19 protein-coding genes and 1 pseudogene are annotated in these 22,373 nt (G+C 73.7%); 17 read left to right on the top strand and 3 right to left on the bottom strand.

What is annotated here, in order from left to right; all coding sequences use genetic code 11:
- Positions 1-89: 89 nt before the first annotated feature.
- Positions 90-1,259, bottom strand: a complete 1,170-nt coding sequence (locus tag PZB77_RS14175; RefSeq protein ID WP_275492959.1) for a pyridoxal phosphate-dependent aminotransferase — start codon at positions 1,257-1,259, stop codon at positions 90-92.
- Positions 1,260-2,241: 982 nt separating this feature from the next.
- Between PZB77_RS14175 and PZB77_RS14170 the strand changes: the two are divergent.
- The 12 genes and pseudogenes from PZB77_RS14170 to PZB77_RS14115 all read left to right on the top strand — a co-directional run.
- Positions 2,242-2,742: pseudogene (locus PZB77_RS14170) on the top strand (DUF2617 family protein); the annotation flags it as partial.
- 310 nt (positions 2,743-3,052) lie between these two features.
- Positions 3,053-4,645 carry a polyamine aminopropyltransferase gene (locus PZB77_RS14165; protein WP_275492958.1) on the top strand — a complete coding sequence of 531 codons (1,593 nt, stop codon included), beginning with the start codon at positions 3,053-3,055 and terminating at the stop codon, positions 4,643-4,645.
- A 33-nt stretch (positions 4,646-4,678) separates the two neighbouring features.
- The gene (locus PZB77_RS14160) at positions 4,679-5,683 is read left to right on the top strand and encodes an SRPBCC domain-containing protein (protein ID WP_275492957.1); all 1,005 of its coding nucleotides are present in this window, start codon (positions 4,679-4,681) and stop codon (positions 5,681-5,683) included.
- Between the two features lie 21 nt (positions 5,684-5,704).
- Positions 5,705-6,496 carry an aldose 1-epimerase gene (locus PZB77_RS14155; protein ID WP_275492956.1) on the top strand — a complete coding sequence of 264 codons (792 nt, stop codon included), beginning with the start codon at positions 5,705-5,707 and terminating at the stop codon, positions 6,494-6,496.
- Positions 6,497-6,528: 32 nt separating this feature from the next.
- Positions 6,529-7,068, top strand: coding sequence for an orotate phosphoribosyltransferase (pyrE, locus tag PZB77_RS14150; RefSeq protein WP_275492955.1), 540 nt, complete (start codon positions 6,529-6,531; stop codon positions 7,066-7,068).
- Positions 7,069-7,295: 227 nt separating this feature from the next.
- On the top strand, positions 7,296-8,318 hold the full coding sequence (gene fbaA / locus PZB77_RS14145) for a class II fructose-bisphosphate aldolase (protein WP_266707035.1): 1,023 nt from the start codon (positions 7,296-7,298) through the stop codon (positions 8,316-8,318).
- 157 nt (positions 8,319-8,475) lie between these two features.
- A complete protein-coding gene (locus PZB77_RS14140) occupies positions 8,476-9,636 on the top strand; it encodes a MalY/PatB family protein (RefSeq protein WP_275492954.1) in 1,161 nt (386 codons plus the stop codon).
- An 81-nt stretch (positions 9,637-9,717) separates the two neighbouring features.
- The gene (locus tag PZB77_RS14135; protein ID WP_275492953.1) at positions 9,718-11,355 is read left to right on the top strand and encodes an MFS transporter; all 1,638 of its coding nucleotides are present in this window, start codon (positions 9,718-9,720) and stop codon (positions 11,353-11,355) included.
- Positions 11,356-11,457: 102 nt separating this feature from the next.
- Complete coding sequence (locus PZB77_RS14130) at positions 11,458-11,871, top strand: DUF3151 domain-containing protein (RefSeq protein WP_275492952.1); 414 nt, start codon at positions 11,458-11,460, stop codon at positions 11,869-11,871.
- 249 nt (positions 11,872-12,120) lie between these two features.
- Positions 12,121-12,969 (top strand): tryptophan 2,3-dioxygenase family protein, encoded by an 849-nt coding sequence (locus PZB77_RS14125; RefSeq protein ID WP_275492951.1) that lies wholly within the window; start codon positions 12,121-12,123, stop codon positions 12,967-12,969.
- On the top strand, positions 12,962-14,194 hold the full coding sequence (kynU, locus tag PZB77_RS14120; RefSeq protein WP_275492950.1) for a kynureninase: 1,233 nt from the start codon (positions 12,962-12,964) through the stop codon (positions 14,192-14,194). Before PZB77_RS14125 ends, kynU begins: the two co-directional genes overlap by 8 nt.
- A gap of 155 nt (positions 14,195-14,349) precedes the next feature.
- Positions 14,350-15,231: an alpha/beta hydrolase gene (locus PZB77_RS14115; protein WP_275492949.1), complete on the top strand. Its 882-nt coding sequence runs from the start codon at positions 14,350-14,352 to the stop codon at positions 15,229-15,231.
- Between the two features lie 98 nt (positions 15,232-15,329).
- On the opposite strand, the gene PZB77_RS14110 is transcribed toward PZB77_RS14115, so the two are convergent.
- Positions 15,330-15,911, bottom strand: a complete 582-nt coding sequence (locus PZB77_RS14110; protein WP_275492948.1) for an XRE family transcriptional regulator — start codon at positions 15,909-15,911, stop codon at positions 15,330-15,332.
- Between the two features lie 46 nt (positions 15,912-15,957).
- Between PZB77_RS14110 and PZB77_RS14105 the strand changes: the two genes are divergently transcribed.
- The 5 genes from PZB77_RS14105 to PZB77_RS14085 all read left to right on the top strand — a co-directional run bounded on the left by PZB77_RS14105 (position 15,958) and on the right by PZB77_RS14085 (position 21,249).
- The gene (locus tag PZB77_RS14105) at positions 15,958-16,968 is read left to right on the top strand and encodes a class I SAM-dependent methyltransferase (protein WP_275492947.1); all 1,011 of its coding nucleotides are present in this window, start codon (positions 15,958-15,960) and stop codon (positions 16,966-16,968) included.
- Between the two features lie 99 nt (positions 16,969-17,067).
- A complete protein-coding gene (locus PZB77_RS14100; RefSeq protein ID WP_275492946.1) occupies positions 17,068-18,429 on the top strand; it encodes a histidine kinase in 1,362 nt (453 codons plus the stop codon).
- On the top strand, positions 18,426-19,088 hold the full coding sequence (locus PZB77_RS14095; protein ID WP_275492945.1) for a response regulator transcription factor: 663 nt from the start codon (positions 18,426-18,428) through the stop codon (positions 19,086-19,088). The genes PZB77_RS14100 and PZB77_RS14095 overlap by 4 nt, the downstream gene beginning before the upstream one ends.
- Positions 19,089-19,140: 52 nt before the next feature.
- Entirely contained in the window at positions 19,141-20,346 is a 1,206-nt protein-coding gene (locus PZB77_RS14090; RefSeq protein WP_275492944.1) for a cytochrome P450, read from the top strand.
- A 126-nt stretch (positions 20,347-20,472) separates the two neighbouring features.
- Positions 20,473-21,249, top strand: a complete 777-nt coding sequence (locus PZB77_RS14085) for a hypothetical protein (RefSeq protein WP_275492943.1) — start codon at positions 20,473-20,475, stop codon at positions 21,247-21,249.
- 118 nt (positions 21,250-21,367) lie between these two features.
- Here the strand turns inward: PZB77_RS14085 and PZB77_RS14080 are convergent, their stop codons facing one another.
- Entirely contained in the window at positions 21,368-22,249 is an 882-nt protein-coding gene (locus PZB77_RS14080) for a diacylglycerol kinase (protein ID WP_275492942.1), read from the bottom strand.
- Positions 22,250-22,373: the final 124 nt, after the last annotated feature.

Raw genomic sequence — 22,373 nt, 5'->3', positions numbered from 1 at the left:
GCGCACCACGCACGACGCCCGGCCGGGGCGGCGGTCGTCCGACTGCCGCCCCGGCCGTCGGTGTTTCCCGGGGCCGGGGTCGGGACGGCTCAGCCCGCGAAGGCGGCCCGCAGCCGGCCGGCCGCCTCGGTGAGGACGTCGGGCCGCTTGCAGAACGCGAAGCGGACCTGGGTGCGGCCCGCTTCCCGGTCGTCGTAGAAGACGGCGTTGGGAACCGCGACGACCCCGGCGCGTGCCGGCAGGGCGCGGCAGAAGGCGATGCCGTCCTTCGCGCCGAGGGGGGCCACGTCGGTGGTGACGAAGTAGGTGCCCTGGGGGCGGTAGACCTCGAAGCCGGCCGCGGTGAGGCCGGCCGTGAGGAGGTCGCGCTTGGCGCGCAGGTCCTCACGGAAGCCGGTGAAGAAGGCGTCGGGCAGGCGCAGTGCCTCGGCGACGGCGTACTGGAGGGGGCCGCCGCTGACGAAGGTGAGGTACTGCTTCGCGGTCCGGACGGCGGCGACCAGGGCGGCGGAGCCGGTGACCCAGCCGATCTTCCAGCCGGTGTACGAGAAGGTCTTGCCGGCGGAGGAGAGGGAGACGGTGCGCTCGCGCATACCGGGCAGCGAGACGAGGGGGACGTGCTCCCCGTCGAAGGCGAGGTGCTCGTAGACCTCGTCGGTGACGACGAGGAGGTCGTGCTCGACGGCGAGGTGGGCGATCGCGGTCAGCTCCTCGCGGGTGAGGACCATGCCGGTCGGGTTGTGCGGGCTGTTCAGGAGGAGCAGCCGGGTGCGCGGCGTGACGGCGTCCCGCAGAGCGTCCAGGTCGGGGCGGAAGTCGGGGGCGCGCAGGGTGAGGGGGACGCGGACGCCGCCTGCCAGGGCGATGGACGCGGCGTAGGAGTCGTAGAAGGGCTCGAAGGCGATGACCTCGTCGCCCGGCTCCAGCAGGGCCAGCATGCTCGCGGCGATGCCCTCGGTGGCACCCGCGGTGACCAGGACCTCGGTGTCCGGGTCGAAGGTGAGGCCGTAGAAGCGGCGCTGGTGTTCGGCGACGGCCGTCCGCAGTTCGGGGACGCCCGGACCGGGTGGGTACTGGTTGCCCTTGCCCTCGCGCAGGGCCCGGACGGCGGCCTCGCGGATCTCCTCGGGGCCGTCGGTGTCGGGGAAGCCCTGCCCCAGATTGATGGCGCCGGTCGTGAGCGCCAGGGCCGACATCTCCGCGAAGATCGTCGTCCCGTGCCCGTCCAGCCTGCGGTTCAGCAGCGGCCTGCGGCTCATCTCTCCACCGTCCTCGATGCGGGCCGGCGTCTCCGGGACCCGTGGTCATCCTGTCGGCAAGCTCTGGAGTTGCTCAAGTCCGCTTTGGCGCGGACACGGACCGGGCATCCCGCAGGCATCCCGATACGTTCGGGGGGCGGCGGGGGCCGCCACGGGGGACGGAAGGATGTGAGGGCGTGATGACGTACGTCCTGATGGGGCTCATCGCTCTGGCGGTCGCGGGGGTCGTCGTGACGGTGATGCGGGTGTCCGCGCGGACCCGGCCGGTGTCCGCCGGGCGTGGGGGGAGGGCCGGCGGATCCGCCGCGCGGGGTGGTCCCCGCGGGTACACGGTGAGTACGAGGAAGCCGCGCCGCTCGTCCGGGCGCCGTTCGTCGTCGCGCCGGGGTTCCTCCGAGGGCAGCTGGTGGGCGGGTGACGGCGGCGGATCCGGGGACGGTGGTTCCGGCCACGGGCACTCCGGGGGCCACTCGTGCGGAAGCAGTTCCTCGTGCGGCGGCGGGGGCTCCTCCTGCGGCGGGGGTTCGTGCGGCGGAGGCAACTGACCCGGGGGACGGAGGCGCGACGGAGGCCGAGCCACCGGGAGCGTGACGGCGGCCGGGCCTCCCCGAGCGGGGTGCGGCCGACGGTCGCCCGAGGCGAGGCGAGGCCGGACCCGGCGGGGCCCGACCGGAGTTGATCAACTCCGGTCGGGCCCCGCCGGGTTGTGGATCTTCGACGCCGCGGTACGGCCCGGGGGAGCAGCGACGAGGGGCACATCGGGGCTTTCCGGCTGAACAGTTGAGCTGTATTGCCCCCCAGGGGATGGAAACCACGTCAAGTTGGCCAAAAAGGCAGTGAGTGCGGCGTAGTTCGTGATTCCCTCGTCAGACAGAACATTTCAGCCCACGGACCCCAGTTGGGCCGGACCGGGCGCATCCCCCACGTCACTTCTCCGGCGGCGCCCCCTGCTCATGTGTCCCTGCGTTTGCGGAGCCGACCCATGCTCACGTCCCTCCAGACGGCCTATTCCGACACCCGCGCTGCCGATCTGGCGTGGGCGCTCGGCAGGGAGCCGCTGCCCGCCCTCGCCGTGCTGGACCTCCGGCTCGGCCGCGCCGCCGTGCAGTTGAGACTGCTCGGTGCTTCCCATCAGGTCCTGTTGGAGGACGACGGCGCCGTCTGCTCGGAGACGGTGGCCTGCCTCGCGGGCAGCCGCGCCCCGCTCCCCCTGGGGGTGGCGAAGCAGCTCGGCGACCGGGAGTACGAGTTCGCCGCGCGGGTGGAGAACCTCAACGAGGGCCAGTTCGCCGCGCGGGCCCAGGAGTTGCTCGCCCTGGTGGCCGAGCATCCGTACGGGCTGGCGGGCACCTTTCCGGGCAGTCCGTACGCCTTCACCGCGATACTCGCGCAGCGTTCCGAGGGGCAGTTGCGGTGGCGCACCTGGCACGCGTACCCGCAGGAGGGGCAATTGGTGGTCACCCGGACCCGGTTCGGGGTCCGGACCCCGGGAGGGCTGCTGGGCGGGGCGGGGCTGTCGGGTGGGGTGGTGGCGCCGAGGGCGTCGAGCGCTCCGGTCGGTCCGAGGAGGCCGACCCCGGTGGGAGCGGCGGTCTTCCCGGGAGCACCGGCCGTCTCCGACCTTCCCGCCGTCTCCGCCCTGGTGCGCTGAGGATGACCGAAAAGCGCGCGGCGCGCGGTGCGTTGGTGTGCGCCGTCGGGCGATCGGCGCACGCCGGGCGCTCGTTCCGGAGCCTCAGGTGCACCCTTGCGGGTGACAGGGTGCGGAGGAATCGTCACGTAGCGTTCCGATCATGATCGACCAGCAGGTACCCCTTCGAGGAGGTGCGGCGCCCCTTCCCGTACGCCCCCGGACCGGCCGCTTCCTCGTGCTGGCGTCCGTCTTCGTCTGCGCCGCCTGCGGCTTGGTGTACGAGCTCGAACTGGTCGCGATGGCCTCGTACTTGATCGGTGACTCCGTGACGCAGGCGTCGGTGGTGCTCTCCGTGATGGTCTTCGCCATGGGCCTCGGTTCGCTGCTCGCGAAGCGCCTGCGCTGTCACGCCGCCGTCGGCTTCGCCCTGATCGAGGTGGCGCTCGCGCTGGTCGGCGGGTTCTCCGCGCTGGTGCTGTACGCCTCCTTCGCGTGGCTCGGGGAGTCCCGTGCCGTGCTGATCGCCTTCTCGGTGGCGATCGGGGTCCTGATCGGGGCCGAGATCCCGCTGCTGATGACACTGATCCAGCGGGTCGACCGGCAGGACGCCGGCGGAACCGTCGCGGACCTGTTCGCGGCGGACTACGTGGGCGCCCTCGTGGGCGGGCTGGCCTTCCCCTTCCTCCTGCTGCCGATGCTGGGACAGCTGACCGGCACGCTCTTCACCGGAGCGGTCAACGTGGCGGCGGGCGGCGCCCTGATCCTCTGGCTCTTCCGGCGCGACCTCACCCTCCGCTCCCGCTGTCTCCTCGTCCTCGCCGCGCTCTGCACGACGGCGCTGCTGGCCACCGCCGCGCTGCTGGCGGACGACTTCGAGCGGGCGGCACGGCGGGCGGTCTACGGGGAGGGGGTGCGGGTCGCGGTGCGGACGGGCGTGCAGGAGATCGTCCTCACCGGTGACGGGCGCGATTCCCTGGCCCTCTACCTCGACGGCCGGTTACGGGTCAGCGCCCGCGACGAGTTCCGGTACCACGAGGCCCTCGTGCACCCCGCCATGAACGGCCCGCACGCCCGGGTGCTGATCCTCGGGGGCGGCGACGGGCTGGCCGCGCGCGAGGTGCTGCGCTACCCGGACGTCCGCCGGGTGACGGTGGTCGAGCTGGACCCCGGGGTCACCCGGCTGGCCCGCACCGACCCCGCCCTCTCCGCGCTGAACGCCGGCGCCTACGAGGACCCCCGGCTCACCTCGGTCGCCGCGGACGCGTTCACCTGGCTGCGGAGCGCCGAGGGCCGCTACGACGTGGTCATATCCGATCTGCCCGATCCGGGCATCACCGCGAGCACCAAGCTGTACTCCGCCGAGTTCTACGGCCTGGTCGGGCGGGCGGTGGCCCCCGGCGGCCGGTTCGTGGTGCACGCGGGGCCACCGGGGGAGCGGCCGCGCACCTTCTGGACGGTGGAGGCCACCCTGCACGCCGGGGGCATGGCCACCCGCCCGTACCGGGTCGTCGGACGGCGCCCCGGCTCCGGCGCCCGTCCGGACCATGTGCCGGGCGACGCCGAGGACTGGGGCTTCGTGCTGGCCGCGCCGGGCACGGCGGAGCCGGTGCTCGGCCTCGATCCCGGGCACCCCCCGCTGCGGTCGCTCGACGCGGGGCTGCCGGCGGAGGCCGGACGGGCCGCCGAGGACATCCGCCCGCGCGGGCAGCAGCCCTCCACACTGCTGCATCCGCGCTATGCCGCGGAGACCTGACGCGAGGGGCGGAGCGTGAGTAGGCTCGGTTTCATGGAGCATGAGGTGTTCGTTCCGGTTCCGGCCGCGTCCTTGCTGAGCGTGCTCGGCGACCCCGCCCGGGTGGCGCGTTGCGTTCCGTCCCTCCAGCGGGGCGCGGGAGCGCCCGAGGCGCTGGCGGGACGGCTGAAGTTCCGGGTGGACGGGCACACGATCACCTACCGCGGGGCCGTGGAGGTCGCCGCCACGGGACCGGCCACCGTCTCCGTCACCGGCGAGGGCACCGCCGCCCGCGGCGCGGGGTCGGTCAAGGTGGCCCTGACGGTCACCCTCGACGGCTCCGGCACCGCTGGAACGGCGGGGGGCGGCGCGTCCTCCGGGGGCGAGCCCGGGACGACGATCCGCTACGCCGGGACGGCCACGGCCGACGGGCGGCTGGTGGAACTCGACGCCGAGGCCGTACGCGCCGCCGTCCGCCGGCTGCTCGACCGCTTCACCCAGCAGCTCGTCACGGAGAGCCTCGCCGCGCACGAGGCGCCCGGCGCGGCCGGCCGGGAGAGCGGGGCGACGGCCTCCGCGGACGCGCCCGCCGCCGCTCCGTACGGGGACGCCGACAGCAGCACCGGCATCGAGGCGCGGGCGGACGCCGAGACCCGTCCGGACGGTGCCGACGCCGACCCCTCGTCCGACGCCCCTCTCCCGCCCGACGCCGGCCCTTCGTCCGACGCCTCTCTCCCGCCCGACGCCGGCCCCGCGTCCGGGGCGGTGTCCGGTGCGGTCTTCGACGCCCCGGTGCCGCCGGCTTCGCTCGATCCCGCCGCCGACATCGGGTTCACCGTCCCGGACGAGCCGCCCGCCGAGGCGGCGCACGCCCGGCGCACCATGATCGGGCGGAGCGCCGAGGAGGTGGACCACGCGCCACCGCGCGGCCGGTACGCCCCGGTGCCCTCGCCCGAGACCACCTCCGCCTCCTCCACACTGCGCTGGGTGGCTCCGGCGGCGGCTCTGGCGCTGGCCTCCGCCGTGGTGGTGGGACGGGCGTGGAAGCGCCGGAGGTGAGTACGCCAGTAGGGTCGTCGCGTGAGTAGCGAGAAGACTGTCCGGCTGCGCGCCGGCGAAGCCGAGTTGACCATCGACCCCGTCCGCGGGTGCCGGATCACCAGCCTGCGGATCGCGGGCACCGAACTGCTGAGGCAGGGCGAGCGGTACGGCTGCTTCCCCATGGTGCCCTGGGTCGGGAGGACCGCGTACGGCGAGTTCCGCAACGGCGACACCGTGCACACCCTGCCGCTCAACTCGCCGCCGCACGCCATCCACGGCACCGGTCGCGACACCTCCTGGACCACCGCGCGCGAGGTGGAGGGCGAGGCCGCCTTCTACTACGACCTCGCCGAACCGTGGCCGTACGAAGGTCGGGTGACCCAGACCTTCGCGCTCTCCGAGGACGCGCTGACGATCCGTCTGGCGGTGGAGACGTCACGCGACTCCTTCCCGGCGCAGGCCGGCTGGCACCCCTGGTTCCTGCGCAACATCGGCGGCCAGGACGCCCGGCTCTCCTTCGACGCCGCCTGGCAGGAGGAGCGCGGCGCGGACCACATGCCGACCGGCCGCCGGATCGACCCGCTCCCCGGCCCCTGGGACGACTGCTTCGGGATGCCGGACGGCGTGAAGGCCACGGTCACCTGGCCGGAGCAGCTGGAGCTGACCGTCACCAGCCGCGACGAGTGGGTGGTGATCTACGACGAGCAGGACGAGGCCGTCTGCGTGGAGCCCCAGTCCGGCCCGCCGAACGGGCTCAACTCCACGCCGCGCCTGGTCACGCCGATCGATCCGCTGGAGATCGCGACCACCTGGAGCTGGGCTCGGCTCTGAGGAAGCCCGATCCGCCCCGTACTCTCGACGGTATGACTGACGTACGCGCTGACCTGCTCCAGCAGATCAAGGACAAGGCCGTGGTGCACGGCAAGGTGACCCTCTCCTCGGGTCTGGAAGCCGACTGGTACATCGACCTGCGCCGGATCACGCTGGACGGCAAGGCCGCACCGCTGGTCGGCCAGGTCATGCTCGACGCCACGGCCGAGCTGGACTTCGACTGTGTCGGCGGCCTGACGCTCGGCGCCGACCCGGTCGCCACCTCGATGCTGCACGCGTCCGCCGCGCGCGGCGAGACGCTCGACGCGTTCGTCGTCCGCAAGGCGCAGAAGGCGCACGGGATGCAGCGCCGCATCGAGGGCACCGACGTCAAGGGCCGCCGCTGCCTGGTGGTCGAGGACACCTCGACCACCGGTGGTTCGCCGCTGACCGCGGTCGAGGCCGTCCGCGAGGCCGGTGGCGAGGTCGTCGCCGTCGCCGTCATCGTGGAGCGGGGCGCCGCCCCGGCCATCGCCGAGGCGGGGCTGTCGTACCTGCACGTCTACTCGGTCGCCGATCTCGATCTGGCCTGAGCCCCGCGTGCGGTGTCTCAGGCAGAGTTGAGGCGCTGACCTGCGTGTTTCTGGCAGATTTCGCCGGGGTGCACTGTTTCACGTGAAACAGCGCGCCCCGGCCCCGTTTCTACGGGGGTCCTCCGGGTGGAGTCCCCGCAGGAGTCTGGGAAGATGGGCACGACGATGACGTCGCCCCCAGGTCAGGGACCAGCACTGCACACCCGCACATCCCAAGGAGCGGACAGATGCCCATCGCAACCCCCGAGGTCTACGCCGAGATGCTCGACCGGGCGAAGGCAGGCAAGTTCGCCTACCCGGCCATCAACGTGACCTCGACCCAGACCCTCCACGCGGCCCTGCGCGGGTTCGCCGAGGCCGAGAGCGACGGCATCGTCCAGATCTCCACCGGTGGCGCGGAGTTCCTGGGCGGCCAGTACAACAAGGACATGGTGACGGGCGCCGTGGCCCTCGCCGAGTTCGCGCACATCGTCGCCGCCAAGTACGACATCACCGTGGCGCTCCACACGGACCACTGCCCCAAGGACAAGCTGGACGGTTACGTCCGTCCGCTGCTCGACATCTCCGCCGAGCGCGTCGCCAAGGGCCTCAACCCGCTGTTCCAGTCGCACATGTGGGACGGCTCGGCCGAGACCCTCGCGGACAACCTGGCCATCGGCCAGGAACTCCTCGCCAAGGCTGCCGCCGCCAAGATCATCCTTGAGGTCGAGATCACCCCGACCGGTGGCGAGGAAGACGGCGTCACGCACGAGATCAACGACGAGCTGTACACCACCGTCGACGACGCGCTGCGTACCGCCGAGGCGCTCGGCCTGGGCGAGAAGGGCCGTTACCTGCTGGCCGCCTCCTTCGGCAACGTGCACGGCGTCTACAAGCCGGGCAACGTCGTACTCCGCCCCGAACTCCTGAAGGACCTCCAGGAGGGCGTCGGCGCCAAGTACGGCAAGACCTCCCCGTTCGACTTCGTCTTCCACGGCGGCTCCGGCTCCACCGCCCAGGAGATCGCCACCGCGCTGGAGAACGGCGTCGTGAAGATGAACCTCGACACCGACACCCAGTACGCCTTCACCCGCCCGATCGCTGACCACATGTTCAGCAACTACGACGGCGTGCTGAAGGTCGACGGCGAGGTTGGCAACAAGAAGACCTACGACCCGCGCACCTGGGGCAAGTCCGCCGAGGCGGGCATGGCCGTGCGTGTCACCGAGGCGTGCGCCAACCTGCGCTCCACGGGCACCAAGCTGAAGTAAGGCGCGCCCGGGGCCGCGCGCCCCGACCTGCGTGCGTCGCGGGCCCGACACTCCTGGGTGATCCCCGGTGAGGTCGGGCCCGTGGCATGTGCGACCGGTGGGCCCAGCGCCCGCCGGACCGTACGGAACCCGTGAACCGACCCTGTGAGGTGCCGCTGTGCGTCCGTCCTACGACTTCGACACCGTCGTCGACCGCAGGGGTACCTGGAGCGTGCAGTGGGACGGGGTGGCCGACCGCTTCGGGGTGGACGGGTTGCTGCCGTTCACCATCTCCGACATGGACCTCGCGACCGCTCCCGAGGTGCTGGCGGCGCTGCGGGCCCGGATCGACCACGGGGTGTTCGGGTACACCGACTGGCAGCAGGACGACTTCCGTTCGGCGATAGCCCACTGGTACGCCACGCGCCACGGCACCACCGTCGACACCGGACAGCTCGTCTACGGGCCCTCCGTGCTCAACCAGCTCTCCCAGCTGCTGCGGATGTGGACCGGGGCCGGCGACGCGGTCGTCACCCACACCCCCACGTACGACGGTTTCCGCAAGGCGGTCCTCGGTCTCGGGCGGGAGTTGCGCGGGGTACCGGTCGGTGACGACGCGGCCCTGGAGCGGGAACTCGCCCGGCCGGACGCGAAGGTGCTGCTGCTCTGCTCGCCCCACAACCCCACCGGCCGGGTGTGGACGACGGACGAACTCGTGCGGACCGCGGAGCTGGCCGCGCGCCACGGGGTGCGGGTGATCAGCGACGAGATCCACGCGGACTTCGCGCACGACGGGCACCACCACGTGCCCTGGCCGCGGGTGGCGGACCGGGGCCCGGAGAGCTGGGCGCTCATCACCTCCGGGTCGAAGGCCTTCAACTTCCCCGGACTGACCGGTTCGTACGGACTGATCGGCGATCCGGCGGACCGTGCGGAGTACCTGCGCCGCATGGCGACGGCGGAAGGGCTGGAGTCCCCGGCGGTGCTCTCGCTCACCGCCCACATCGCCGCGTACCGCGAGGGCGGACCCTGGCTCGACGCCGCGCGCGCCTACATCGCAGGGAACCTCGCCCTGGTCGAGGACCGGCTGCGCGCCGCCCTCCCGGAGCTGGGCTGGCGCCCGCCGCAGGCCGGATACCTCGCCTGGATCGACCTGCGGCCGCTCGGCCCGGACGACGACGCCCTCCAGCGCGAGCTGATCGAGCGGGAGCGGGTCGCCGTCATGCCGGGCCGCGTCTACGGCGCGGACGGCTTCGTACGGCTCAACGTCGGCTGTCCGCGCGCCAAGGCGGAGGCCGGCGTCGACGCGCTGGTCCGGGCGGTCCGCGCCCTGACCTAGGCGGTACGGCGGCCACCGGACGCGCCCCACGGCTGCCGCCGCCCGCTGGCTGCCGCTCCGGGCAGCGGCGATGCTGCCCCCATGGGTGAGACCCCCGCAACGACCGGCCCCACCGGTGCGCCGAGAGCCGCCGGGGAGATCCGGGCCGCCTCGGGGCTGGGGCGCTGGATCGTGCTGACCACCGTCCTCGGCTCGGGCATGGCGATGCTCGACTCCACCGTCATCAACGTGGCGCTGCCCCGGATCGGCCAGGACCTCGGCACCGACCTGGCGGCCCTCCAGTGGACCGTCAACGCCTACATGCTGACCCTCGCCGGGCTGATCCTGCTGGGCGGGGCGCTCGGCGACCGGTACGGGCGGCGGCGGGTCTTCGTCGTCGGCGTGATCTGGTTCGCCCTGGCCTCGCTGGTCTGCGCGCTCGCACCGAACGCCGCCGTGCTGATCGCGGCGCGCGCCTTCCAGGGGATCGGCGGGGCCCTGCTCACCCCGGGGTCGCTGGCGCTCATCCAGGCGAGCTTCCATCCGGACGACCGGGCCCGGGCGGTCGGGCTCTGGTCCGGTTTCGGCGGGGTGGGGGCGGCGATCGGGCCGTTCGTCGGGGGCTGGCTCGTCGACGGGCCCGGCTGGCGCTGGGTGTTCCTGCTCAACCTGCCGGTCGCCGTGCTCTGCGTCCCGGTCGCGCTGCGCCACGTACCGGAGTCCCGGGACCCGCGCGCCCACGGGCGTTTCGACGTGCTCGGGGCGGTCCTCGGCGCGGTCTCGCTGGCCCTGGTGACGTACGCGCTGATCGAGGCGCCGGGGCAGGGCGCCTCACCCCTGGTGATCGGGGCGGCGGTGGGCGGGGTGGTGCTCGGGACCGCGTTCGTCCAGGTGGAGCGCCGGCGGCCGGACCCGATGGTGCCGCCGGCGATCTTCCGCTCCCGGCTGTTCACGGTCGTCAACCTCGTGACGTTCTGCGTGTACGCGGCGCTGGGCGGGTTCTTCTTCCTCTCCGCCATCCAGCTCCAGGTCGTCGCCGGCTACTCGGCGCTCGGCGCGGGCACCGCGCTCCTCCCGACGACCGTGCTGATGCTCTTCTTCTCCGCCGCCTCCGGAGAACTCGGCCACCGCATCGGGCCGCGCATCCCGCTCACCGCCGGCCCTCTGCTGGCAGCGGCCGGCATGCTGCTGATGCTGCGGGTGGGGCCCGGGAGCGCCTCCGTGACCGGGTACGCGAGCGAGGTGCTGCCCGCCGTGGTGGTGCTCGGCCTCGGCCTGGTCACCCTGGTCGCGCCGCTCACCGCGACGGTGCTGGCGGCCGTGGACACCGGGCAGGCGGGGCTGGCCAGCGGCATCAACAACGCCGCCGCCCGCGCGGCCGGGCTGATCGCGGTCGCCGCGCTGCCGCTGCTCGCGGGCATGGGCCCGGAGGCGTACCGGGACGCGGAAGAGTTCGCCGCGACCTTCCGGCGGGCGATGCCGATGTGCGCGGGACTGCTGGTGGCGGGGGCGGTGCTCGCCTTCTGCACCGTACGCAGGCCGGCCCCTGCCGCCGTCCCCGCCGCTCCCCCCGCCGCGGGACCGGGGCGGGGGGCGGACGGCGCGCGGGGCCGTGCGGCGGGCCGTGCGCCCGGTCCCGCGGACACGGCGGACGCCGAGCCCTGCCGGCCCGAGTGCACCATCCACTGCGGGGTCGTGGCACCACCCCTGGAGCCCTCCCGGCGGCCGCCCGCCGGGTGAGGGGCCGTCCCGCGGGAGGGGCGCCGTCCGTGCCCGGGAGGGGCGGTGCCACCGGGCCGGGCGGTGTCCCGGAACGGATGGGTGCCAGGCACACTGGGACCCATGTCCATCCACGAGAACCTGCTCGGGGGCCCCGCCCCGACCCACCTGCCCGACGACCCGGAGCCGCGTGAGCTGCTCGCCGGCGGCACCCCGCCCGCCGAGGTCGCGGCGAAGTACCCCACTTCCTCGCTCGCCTGGGCGCAGCTGGCGGACGACGCCTTCGAGGGCGGCCGGGTCATCGAGTCGTACGCCTACGCCCGCACCGGCTACCACCGCGGGCTCGACGCCCTGCGCCGGGCCGGCTGGAAGGGCCACGGGCCCGTGCCGTTCGAGCACGAGCCGAACCGCGGCTTCCTCCGCGCCCTGCACGCCCTCGCGCGCGCCGCGCAGTCGATCGGTGAGCAGGCGGAGTACGAGCGCTGCTCGACGTTCCTCCGCGACTCCTCGCCGACCGCCGCCGACATCCTCGGCTGACCCCGGAGCCCCCGGCCCGCCCTCGCCGTGGGCCGGGGGACACCCGTCGTGCCAGGCCGACCGGCCCGCAGCCCGCTTCGCCGGCTGCGGGCCGGTCCGCGTCGCCCCGGACGCCGGGTACGCGGTCATCCGCCTCCGGGCCGAGCCACCGGGCGGTTCCCGGTCGTAGGATGCGCCGCAGGGGACCGGAGCCCACCCAGCTAGGACGGGGCGGACCGCTACCCGGAAGCTCGTGTCGAGGAGACAGCGATGTCGGCGAACCACCCCGACCCCGAAGAGACCGGTGCGGACACCCCGTACCTCGACTTCGCGGGAACGACTCCCTACGAGGACTACGTCCAGGCGGACGTCCTCACCCATTTGCAGCAGTTGCGCTCCGACGATCCCGGCGAGATGGTCTTCCTCGTCACCACCCAGGTGATGGAACTCTGGTTCACCGTCCTGGTCCACGAGTGGGAGACCGCGGTGCTGGCCCTGCGCGAGGACCGGCTGCCGGACGCACGGGACGCGCTGAAGCGCTCGCTGCGCGAGCTGGAGGCGCTGAACGCGTCCTGGCGCCCGCTGGCCCAGCTCACCCCCGCCCAGTTCAACTCCTACCGCGGCTCGCTCGGCGAGGGCTCCGGCTTCCAGTCGGCGATGTACCGGCGGATGGAGTTCCTCCTCGGGGACAAGTCCGCCTCGATGCTCGTCCCGCACCGGGGTATCCCGCGCGTCCACGCCGAGCTGGAGAAGGCGCTGAGCCAGCCGAGCCTCTACGACGAGACGCTGGCGCTGCTCGCCCGGCGCGGCCACCCGGTGCCGCAGTCCGTCCTCGGCCGTGATCTGCGGCAGAAGTACGAGCCCTCGCCGGTGGTCGAGGCCGTCTGGAGCCGGATATACGCCGACCCGGAGAAGTACGACGACCTGGTGCGCCTCGGCGAGCTGCTCACGGACGTCGGTGAGCTGGTCTGGCGCTGGCGCAACGACCACCTGGTGGCGACCCGGCGGGCGATGGGCTCGAAGACCGGTACCGGCGGCTCCGCCGGAGTGGCGTGGCTGGAGAAGCGCGCGACGAAAAACGTGTTCCCCGAACTCTGGACGGCCCGCAGTCATGTCTGAGACCCCCCAACGCTTGCTGGCGGACCGTGCGGCCAAGCTCGACTCGGCCGACGAACTCGCCCCCCTGCGTGAGCTGTTCACCCTCGACGAGGGCGTCTACCTGGACGGCAACTCGCTTGGCGCGCTCCCGTCCCACGTGCCCGACCGGCTGCACGACGTCCTCACCCGCGAGTGGGGCGAGCTGCGCATCCGGTCGTGGGACGAGAGCGGCTGGTGGACCGCGCCGGAGCGGGTCGGCGACCGCATCGCGCCGATCGTCGGCGCGGCCCCGGGCCGGATCGTGGTGGGCGACTCCACCAGCGTCAACGTCTTCAAGGCGCTGGTCGCCGCCACCCGCCTCGCACCCGGCGGACGCGACGAGATCGTCGTCGACGCCTCGACCTTCCCCACCGACGGTTACATCGCCGGATCGGCCGCCCGGATGACCGGTCACCGGATCGTCCCGGTCGACCCCGCCGACGTGGCGAGCGCCGTCAACTCCCGCACGGCAGCCGTGCTGTTGAATCACGTCGACTTCCGTACCGGACGGTTGCACGACCTCCCCACGCTGACCGCCGCCGTGCAGCGCGCGGGAGCCGTGGTGGTCTGGGACCTCTGCCACAGCGCCGGCGCGCTGCCGGTCGGCCTGGACGAGCACGGCGTGGACCTGGCGGTCGGCTGCACGTACAAGTACCTGAACGGCGGCCCGGGTTCACCCGCGTACCTGTACGTCGCCGAGCGCCACCAGGGCGTCTTCGACTCCCCGCTGCCCGGGTGGACCTCGCACGCCGACCCGTTCGGCATGGCCCCCGGCTACGAGCCCGCCGACGGCGCCCTCCGGGGCCGGGTCGGGACGCCCGACATCCTCTCGATGCTGGCGCTGGAGTCCGCGCTCGACGTCTGGGACGGGGTGCCGATCGAGGCCGTGCGCGCCAAGTCCCTCGCCCTGACGGACTTCTTCCTGGAGTGCGTCGAGGCGTACGCCCCCGAAGGCCGGGTCGCCTCCGTCACCCCGGCCGCGCACGCCGAGCGCGGCAGCCAGGTCGCGCTGCGGTGCGCCGAGGCCGAACCGGTGATGCGTGAACTGATCGCCCGGGGCGTCGTCGGCGACCTGCGCCGCCCCGACGTGCTGCGCTTCGGATTCACCCCGCTGTACGTCGGCTTCGCCGATGCGGAGCGGGCGGCCCGGGTGCTGGCCGGGGTGCTGGCGGACGTGCCGGCGGGGTCGGTGGCGTCGGAGCGGTAACCGGTACCGGCGGTGGTGCGGTAGCCGGTACCGGCGGTGGAGCGGTCGCCGACGGGGTGTGGACGAACCCGCCCCGTCCGGCGACCGCTCCGGGTACTGGTACGGTCCCCGCAGGTCGGACAAGTGGGGCAGCCCCGAGGATGGTTGGAGCAACGATGTCGGATTCCGCCGCGCGCGATCGGGACGCCGTCGAGGAGAAGTCGGCGTTCGCCCATCCGGAGATCGCCCCCGACCGGACCGTCGCCTACGGAGACCACCCCGACCAGGTCATCGACCTCTGGGCCCCGTCGGACGGGCGGACCGGGATGCCGCTGGTCGTCCTGTTCCACGGCGGCGCCTGGCGTGCCCCGTACGACCGTCGTCATGTGTCGCCGCTCGCCGGGTTCCTCACCCACCGCGGCTTCGCCGTCGCCAGCGTCGAGTACCGGCGGGGAGGCTCCCCGTCGTCCTCGTCCTCGTCGGGGAAGGAGAACGCGGCCGGCCGCTGGCCCGAGACCTTCGACGACGTGGCCGCTGCGATGGACGCCCTCCCGGCCCTCGCCGCCCGGGAGTTGCCCGAGGCGGACCTGCGGCGGACCGTGGTCGCCGGACATTCGGCGGGTGGTCACCTCGCGCTCTGGGCGGCGGCCCGGCATGTGCTGCCCGCGGGTTCGCCGTGGCGGCTGCCCGCACCTCCGCCGCTGCGCGGGGTGGTCGCGCTGGCGCCCGTCGCCGACCTGGTGACCGCCGCGAAGCTCGGTATCTGCTCCGGGGCCGTTCACGAACTCCTGGGCGGCGAGGAGGGGTTCGCCGAACGGCGTCCGCACGTCGACCCCGCCGTCCTGCTGCCCACCGGGATCGCGACCCACATCGTGCAGGGCTGCGACGACGTCGTCGTGCCGCAGGCGGTCGTGGAGGCGTTCGTCGCCGCCGCGGCGACGGCGGGGGAGACGGTCGGGCTGACCCTGCTGGACGAGGTCGGCCACTTCCCGCTCATCGACCCCTCGACGGACGCCTGCGCCTTGGTGGCGGAGGAGCTGGAGCAGCTCGCCTGGTGACCTCCGGCCCGGCGGACGGGGGCCGGCCCGGAGGGGGCAGGCCCGGAGGGGGCTGGCAGCGCCGGCAGGCCCGGTGGGGTCTGCGGGTGTCCCGCGGATCAGCGCTCGGGCCGCAGGTGGGTGTGCCGGCCGTCGCGGTCGAAGATGGCGAGGATCTCGGCCGGGCCGCCGCGCGCGCCGAAGGTGTGCGGGACCATCGTGGAGAACTCGGCGGCCTCGCCCGACTCCACCGTGATGGTGCGTTCCCCCAGCAGCAGCACGACCGTGCCGGAGAGCACGGTGAACCAGTCCTTGCCGCCCGGGTGGACCTTCAGCTCGTCCCGGCCGTGCCGGGGCTCCGGAGCGGTGACGGCCATCCTGACCACGGTGACGCCCGGCTGCCCGCCCTCCCGGTTCAGCCGCCAGGTCGTGGTCCCGCACTCCGCGTCGTGCTGCGGGTGGATCACCACGTCCTCGTCGGACACCGACTCCACCAGCGCGTCCAGGGTCGTCCCGAGAGCGCGGGCGAGCGAGCTCAGCTGATCGAGGCTGATCCGCCGGTGGCCCGTCTCGATCCTGCTCAGGGTGGACGGGCTGAGGAAGCACCGCGCGGCCAGATCGTCGAGCGACCAGCCCTGGGCGGTACGGAGGCCGCGTATCCGCTTGCGGACCAGGGAGTCGAGTTCACCGTCTTGCGTCATACGCAAGATGCTATGCCGTCGGCGCAAGACATGCGACGCTCGGAGCATGAGCGAAGAGAAGGAACGCCGGCAGCACGGGCACGACCATCAGCACGGGCGCCATCAGGAAGAGGCGAGCCGCCACTCCGGACCCGGACACCACGGCCATGCGCACGGGCACGGCGACGGAGCGCGGGACGCGGACTTCTCGGTGCTCACCGAGATGCTGGACCTCGACGCGGAGGTGCTGCACGAGCACCTGGACGAGCTGACGGGCTGGATCGAGAAGCTGTCCGGCGGCGTGGCGGGCCGGGCGGAGGCGACCGGGGTGCCGGAGCCGGGCGCACCCGGAGCGGCGGGCGGGCGGGACCTTCGCGTGCTCGACCTGGGCAGCGGCACCGGCGCGGGCACCTTCGCCCTGCTCCGCCGGTTCCCCCACGCCGAGGTCACCGCCGTGGACGCGTCGCCGGCGATGGCCGCCCGGACGGAGGAGAAAGCCGTCGCGCACGGGGTCCGCGACCGGATCCGTACGGTGGTGGCCGACCTCGACACCGAGGCTCTGCCCGCCGGACCGTACGACCTGGTGTGGGCGTCGGCCTCGCTCCACCACCTGGCCGACCCGGGCCGGGTCCTCGCCCGGGTCCGCGAGGTGCTGCGCCCCGGCGGGCTCATGGTCGCGGTCGAACTCCAGGGCTTCCCGCGTTTCCTCCCCGACGACCTCGGCATCGGCCGCCCCGGGTTGGAGGAGCGCTGCCACGCGGCCCAGGCCGAGGGCCGGGCAGCGGCCGGGATGCACATGACCGAGGAGTGGGGAGCACGGCTGCGCGAGGCCGGGCTCGACGTGGTGGCGGAGCGGGTCGTCGCCATCGACCTGGCCGCCCCGCTGCCCGCCGCCACCGGCCGCTACGTCCAGGCCTCCCTCACCCGTGTCCGGTCCGCGCTCGACGGCGTGCTCGACGCGGAGGACCTCGCCACTCTGGACGCGCTCACCGATGCGGACGGCCCGGACGGTGTGCTGCGCCGCGACGACCTCACGGTCCGTACCGAGCGGAGCGTCTGGGTGGCCGCCCGGCCGTGAGACCCCCGCCGCGTGGGAACCGTAGTCCCTGAGACGGAGGCCCTCGCATCCGCTTCTGTGGGGACGACCCGGGCCCGTACCTCGCCCTACCGTGGGGACGTGACCGAGACCCGAGCCCAGACGAAGACGAGAACACCGGAGTTCCAGGTGGCGGCGGGCGCGCTGGGCAGCCTGCGGCAGGACCTCCTCCAGGACGCGTTCGCCTACCGTCCACTGCCCCCGCTCAGCGATGACGGACCCCTGCTGCGCAAACTCCCCGCCGCCGCACGGGAGAAGCTGGTGTGGATCCCGCACGCGCTGGTGCTGGGGGCCGCGTTGATCTGCGTGTTCCTCGGGTTGGCCCAGTCCGGCGACGGGTTGTTCCTCGGCGTGGTGCCGGCGATACCCGTGGCGCTGACGCTGGTCCGTCCGGTGGCCGCTTTCTGGGGCTCCATGGTGGCCACGCTGGTCGTCGCCGCCGCGGGCGGTCTCTGGCCCTGGGGGGCGAGCAGCCTGTGGGGGCACTTGGTGGTGCTGGTGGTCCTCGCGGCCCGCACCCGGCCGCGTACCGCCGCCTGGGCGTGGACGCTCACCCTGCTGCTGGGCATCCTGATGGAGGGTTCGGCCCCGTACTCCAGCGGCTCGACCGCCGGCCCCATGTTCGTCGTGTCGGCGATCGCCCTGTTGGTGGTGACCCTCGTCCAGGTCCGCCGCGAGGCCCGGCGCGAGGTGGGCGAGGCGGAGCGGGAGGTGACCGTCCAGCGCACGGTCACTGCCGTCGAGCGCGACCGCCGCACCCTCCTGGAGGAACGCACCACCATCGCGCGGGAGCTGCACGACGTGGTCGCCCACCACATGTCGGTGGTGGCGATCCAGGCGGAGGCGGCGCCGTACCGGGTGGAGAACCCGCCGCCCGAGCTGGAGCAGGCGTTCGTCACCATCCGGGAGAACGCGGTGGCCGCCCTCACCGAACTGCGTCGCGTCCTCGGAGTCGTACGGGCCGAGGACCAGGACGCGCCGGACGCCCCGCAGCCCACGCTCGCGCGGCTCGACCGGTTGCTGGACAACGTCCGCGACGCGGGCCTGGAGACGGAGAAGACGGTCACGGGGGCAGTGCGCGAACTGCCCCAGGGCGTGGAGTTGTCGGCGTACCGGATCATCCAGGAGGCGCTGAGCAACACCCTGCGCCACGCGCCCGGCGCCACCGCCGTCGTCGAGATCGCCTACGTTCTCGGCGGGCTCGGGGTACGGGTGGTCAACGGGCCGCCGACCGGGCCGGTCAAGGCGTCCCCCGGTGCGGGCCACGGCCTCACCGGAATGCGCGAGCGGATCACCATGCTGGCGGGCGAGATGAGCGTCGGAGCGACCGAGGAGGGCGGCTACGAGGTCGCCGTCTTCCTCCCCGTCCCCCGGACGGCGGAGCCCACCGGGCCCGCCGACGGCGCCGAACCCGACGGAACCGCACGGGAGGCCGCCGCGTGAGCGACATCCGGGTCGTGATCGTCGACGACCAGATGATGGTCCGCGAGGGCTTCACGGTGCTGCTGAACGCCATGCCCGGGATCGAGGTCGTCGGCGAGGCGGTCGACGGGCGGCAGGCGGTCGCGCGGGTCGCCGAACTCTCCCCGGACGTGGTGTTGATGGACATCCGGATGCCGGAGATGAACGGCATCGAGGCGACCCGCGAGATCGTCGCCGCCGACGCGGAGGCGAAGGTGCTCGTGCTGACCACCTTCGACCTGGACGAGTACGTCTACCAGGCCCTGCGCGCCGGGGCCTCGGGCTTCCTGCTCAAGGACGCCTCGGCCAGCGAACTCGCCCACGGCGTACGCGTGGTGGCCGCCGGTGAGGCGCTGCTCGCGCCCACCGTGACGCGCCGGCTGATCACCGAGTTCTCCCAGCTCGCCGTGGCGCCGAAGACCCCCGTGCTCGCCCGGATCGGTGACCTCACCGAACGCGAGACGGAGGTGCTGGTGCTGGTCGCGCAAGGGCTCTCCAACGCGGAGATCGCCGCGCACCTGGTGGTCGCCGAGTCCACCGTCAAGACCCATGTGAGCCGGGTCCTGGTGAAGCTCGGCCTGCGCGACCGCACCCAGGCGGCGGTCTTCGCCTACGAGGCCCGGCTGGTCACACCGGGGTAGCGGGTCCCCGGGGATCCGGCCGGCCCCGGGCACCGGCCGGTAGCGTCGGCCCATGCACGTGTCCTTCGACCCCTGGTCACCGGCGTTCGTCGCCGATCCGTACCCCGCCTACGCCGCACTGCGCGCCGCCGGCCGGGTCCACTACTTCGAGCCGACCCGGCAGTGGCTCGTCCCGCACCACGCCGACGTGTCGGGGCTGCTCCGCGACCGGCGGCTCGGCCGGACCTACCTGCACCGCTTCACCCACGAGGAGTTCGGCGTCACCCCGCCGCCCGCCGCGCACGAGCCGTTCACCACCCTCAACGGGCAGGGCCTCCTCGACCTGGAGGCGCCCGACCACCCCCGCATCCGGCGGCTCGTCTCCCAGGCGTTCACGCCCCGCACGGTCGAGCGGCTCGCACCGACCGTGCGGCGTCTGGCCGCCGAGCTGGTCGACAGTTTCGTGGCCGAGGGCGGTGGCGACCTCCTGGCGGCGGTCGCCGAGCCGCTGCCGGTGGCGGTGATCGCCGAAATGCTGGGCATTCCGGAGTCCGACCGGCCCCTGCTGCGCCCCTGGTCGGCGGCGATCTGCGGGATGTTCGAGCTGAACCCGCCGGAGGAGACCGCACGGGCAGCCGTGCGGGCGTCCACCGAGTTCTCCGCCTACCTGCGCGAACTCATCGCCGTGCGGCGGGAGGAGCCGGGTGATGACCTGATCTCCGGGCTCATCGCCGCACACGACCAGGACGAGCGGCTCAGCGAGCAGGAGATGGTCTCCACCTGCGTACTGCTGCTCAACGCGGGCCACGAGGCGACCGTCAACACCACCGTCAACGGCTGGCGCACCCTTTTCCACCACCCCGGGCAGCTCGCCGCCCTCCGCGCGGACCACTCCCTGCTGCCCACGGCCGTCGAGGAACTCCTGCGGTACGACACCCCGTTGCAGATGTTCGAACGCTGGGTCCTGGACGACATCGAGCTCGGCGGTACGCACATCCCGCGCGGCTCCGAGGTGGCCCTGCTCTTCGGCTCGGCCAACCGCGACCCGGAGCGCTTCACGGACCCGGACACCCTCGACCTCTCCCGGCCGGACAACCCGCACCTCACCTTCGGCGCGGGCATCCACTACTGCCTCGGCGCCCCGCTGGCCCGCATCGAACTCGCGGCTTCATTCGGCGAGTTGCTCCGCAAGGCGCCGGGGATGCGGTGCGTCGAGGAGCCGGAGTGGCACCCGGGGTACGTCATCCGAGGGCTGAAGGGACTCCGCGTGGAGGTGTGAGGTCCGAGGGACGAGGCCGCAGGGACGAGGCCCGAGGGACGAGGTGCGCCCTTGCGGGGGAGGAGGCAGGAGAGGGCGGTCCATACTGACCGCGAACACGCCGTCGAGAGCCCTTGGAGGCACCGCGTGAAGGCACGGTTCGTACGACGGCGCACCGCTGTCCTGGGAGGCGCCCTCCTCGTCGGACTGCTGGTGGTGGCCGGCGGGGCGGAGGCAGCGGCCCGGCACGTGGTGGGCGAGCGGGTGGAGAAGCTGGCCGGTGAGCGGCTCGGCTCCGGCGTGGAGGCCGACTACGACGGCTGGGCCCTCGTGGGTCTCGCCCGGGGGAAGCTGGGCACCGTTACTCTGCACGCGGACGACGCCGGCCTCGCCGGGTTCGACGGGGTGACGGTCGACGCCGAGCTCCGGGGGCTCACGGTCCCCGACGAGAACGGGCGGGCGTCGGTCTCCGGCAGCAGCGCCCGCGCCGAGGTGCCGGCCGACGCGCTGCGGGAACGGGTCAGGGCCTCCGGCGGTGCGTTCGCCGCGATGGTCGGCGGAGTCGAGCCCCGGCCCGCCGACGGAACACTGCGGCTCGTCCTGGGTACGGGTGGTCTCGGGCAGGCCGACATACGGCCGGAACTGCGCCACGGCACCCTCCACTTCACCCTGGCCGGGGCGAAGATGCTCGGCATCGACGCCCCGAAGTCGCTGACCGGGCGCATCGAGTCCGCCCTCGACGACCTGTCGGCCGCCGGTACGACCGGGGACGCCGACCCGCAGGGCGCGGCCGCCGCCCTGGGCCTGGAGCCCACCGCCGTCACGGTCACCGAGCACGGGCTGCGCATCGACCTGAAGGGCGGGACGGCCGAGCTGGACGACACCCGGGCGTCCGGGGCCTCCCGCGGGACCGGGGTGTCCTAGGAGCCTCGGGGCCGAGAGGCCTGGGGGGCTAGGAGCCCCGGGCGGCGCGGACGTCGCAGGTGTCGCAGGTGTAACAGGCGTCCGGGGCGGCCCGGGCCACGCCGGACCGGGTGGGCCGTCAGGCCGCCGCTTCCGCCGCCGGCACCATCAGCCCCCAGGCGTTCGCCCGCACCGTCCAGGTCCGCCGCCGGACCGGGCCGTGGAGCTGTATGTCGGCGCGGTAGCGGAAATCGGGGCCGGAGACCGTCACCGCCTTGGCCTCGACCCGCACGATCTCGCCACCCGCCGTGCGGACGACCACCTCCGCGAGGCCACGGCCGCTCCGCGACGCCACGGTGACGGCCTCCACCGGCCGGTCCAGGTCGTACAGGAGGACCCCGTCCGCCTCCACCCGCAGGCGGAGGCCGGGGGCCCCGGCCGGGGCCCCCGGCGGAGCGGGCCGGACCAGGGTGCGGACCAGGGAACGGCAGGTGTCCCAGACGGCCGTGACGCCCGTGTGCGAGGGCCCGGGGCCGTCCACGCCCTGGCCGCCGCCGGGGGCGGGGGGCGGCGCCGGGACGTCCACGCCGCCCAGGACCACGCCGTCACTGTCGTCGACCAGCAGGTCGAGCCGGTGCACCGCCCCGTCCAGCGCCGTCCGCGCCGCCGCGACCGCGCCGCGCGGAACCCCGAGGGAGTGCGCCAGCCGGAGCGTGGGCGGGGCGCCGACCGGGACGAGCGCCAGGGCGCTGTCGGCCAGCTCCCGGTCCCGGTGCAACTGCGCCACCGCGCGGAGCAGGGCGCGGTCGTCGCCGATGACGACCGGCCGCCTGCTACCCCGCCGGGACAGGGCACGGGCGAACTCCTCCGGGGTGTCCGGAAGCGAGATCTTGGCGTGCGCTCCGGCGTTCAGCACGTCCTTCGCGATACGGACGGACTCACCGTCGGTCCGGCGGGCAACCGGGTCGATGACCACCAGTAGCTGGTGGCCGTCGTCGCCGGGGGGCTCTGCAGCCGACACCTCGGTCCTTCCTCGGGTAGCATCTTGGTGCAAGAGCCCCTTGCGCTATTGCGCCAGGGGCTTCGTCTATTCCGGGGCACCCGGTTCGACGGTTCAGGCTTTGTCGTACATCGTCGTACGCCAA

It is taken from the genome of Streptomyces sp. AM 2-1-1, from assembly GCF_029167645.1.
In the GTDB taxonomy this organism is placed as follows: domain Bacteria; phylum Actinomycetota; class Actinomycetes; order Streptomycetales; family Streptomycetaceae; genus Streptomyces.
The sequence above is the reverse complement of the archived record's forward strand: the minus strand, read 5'-3'. Positions and strand labels throughout refer to the sequence as shown.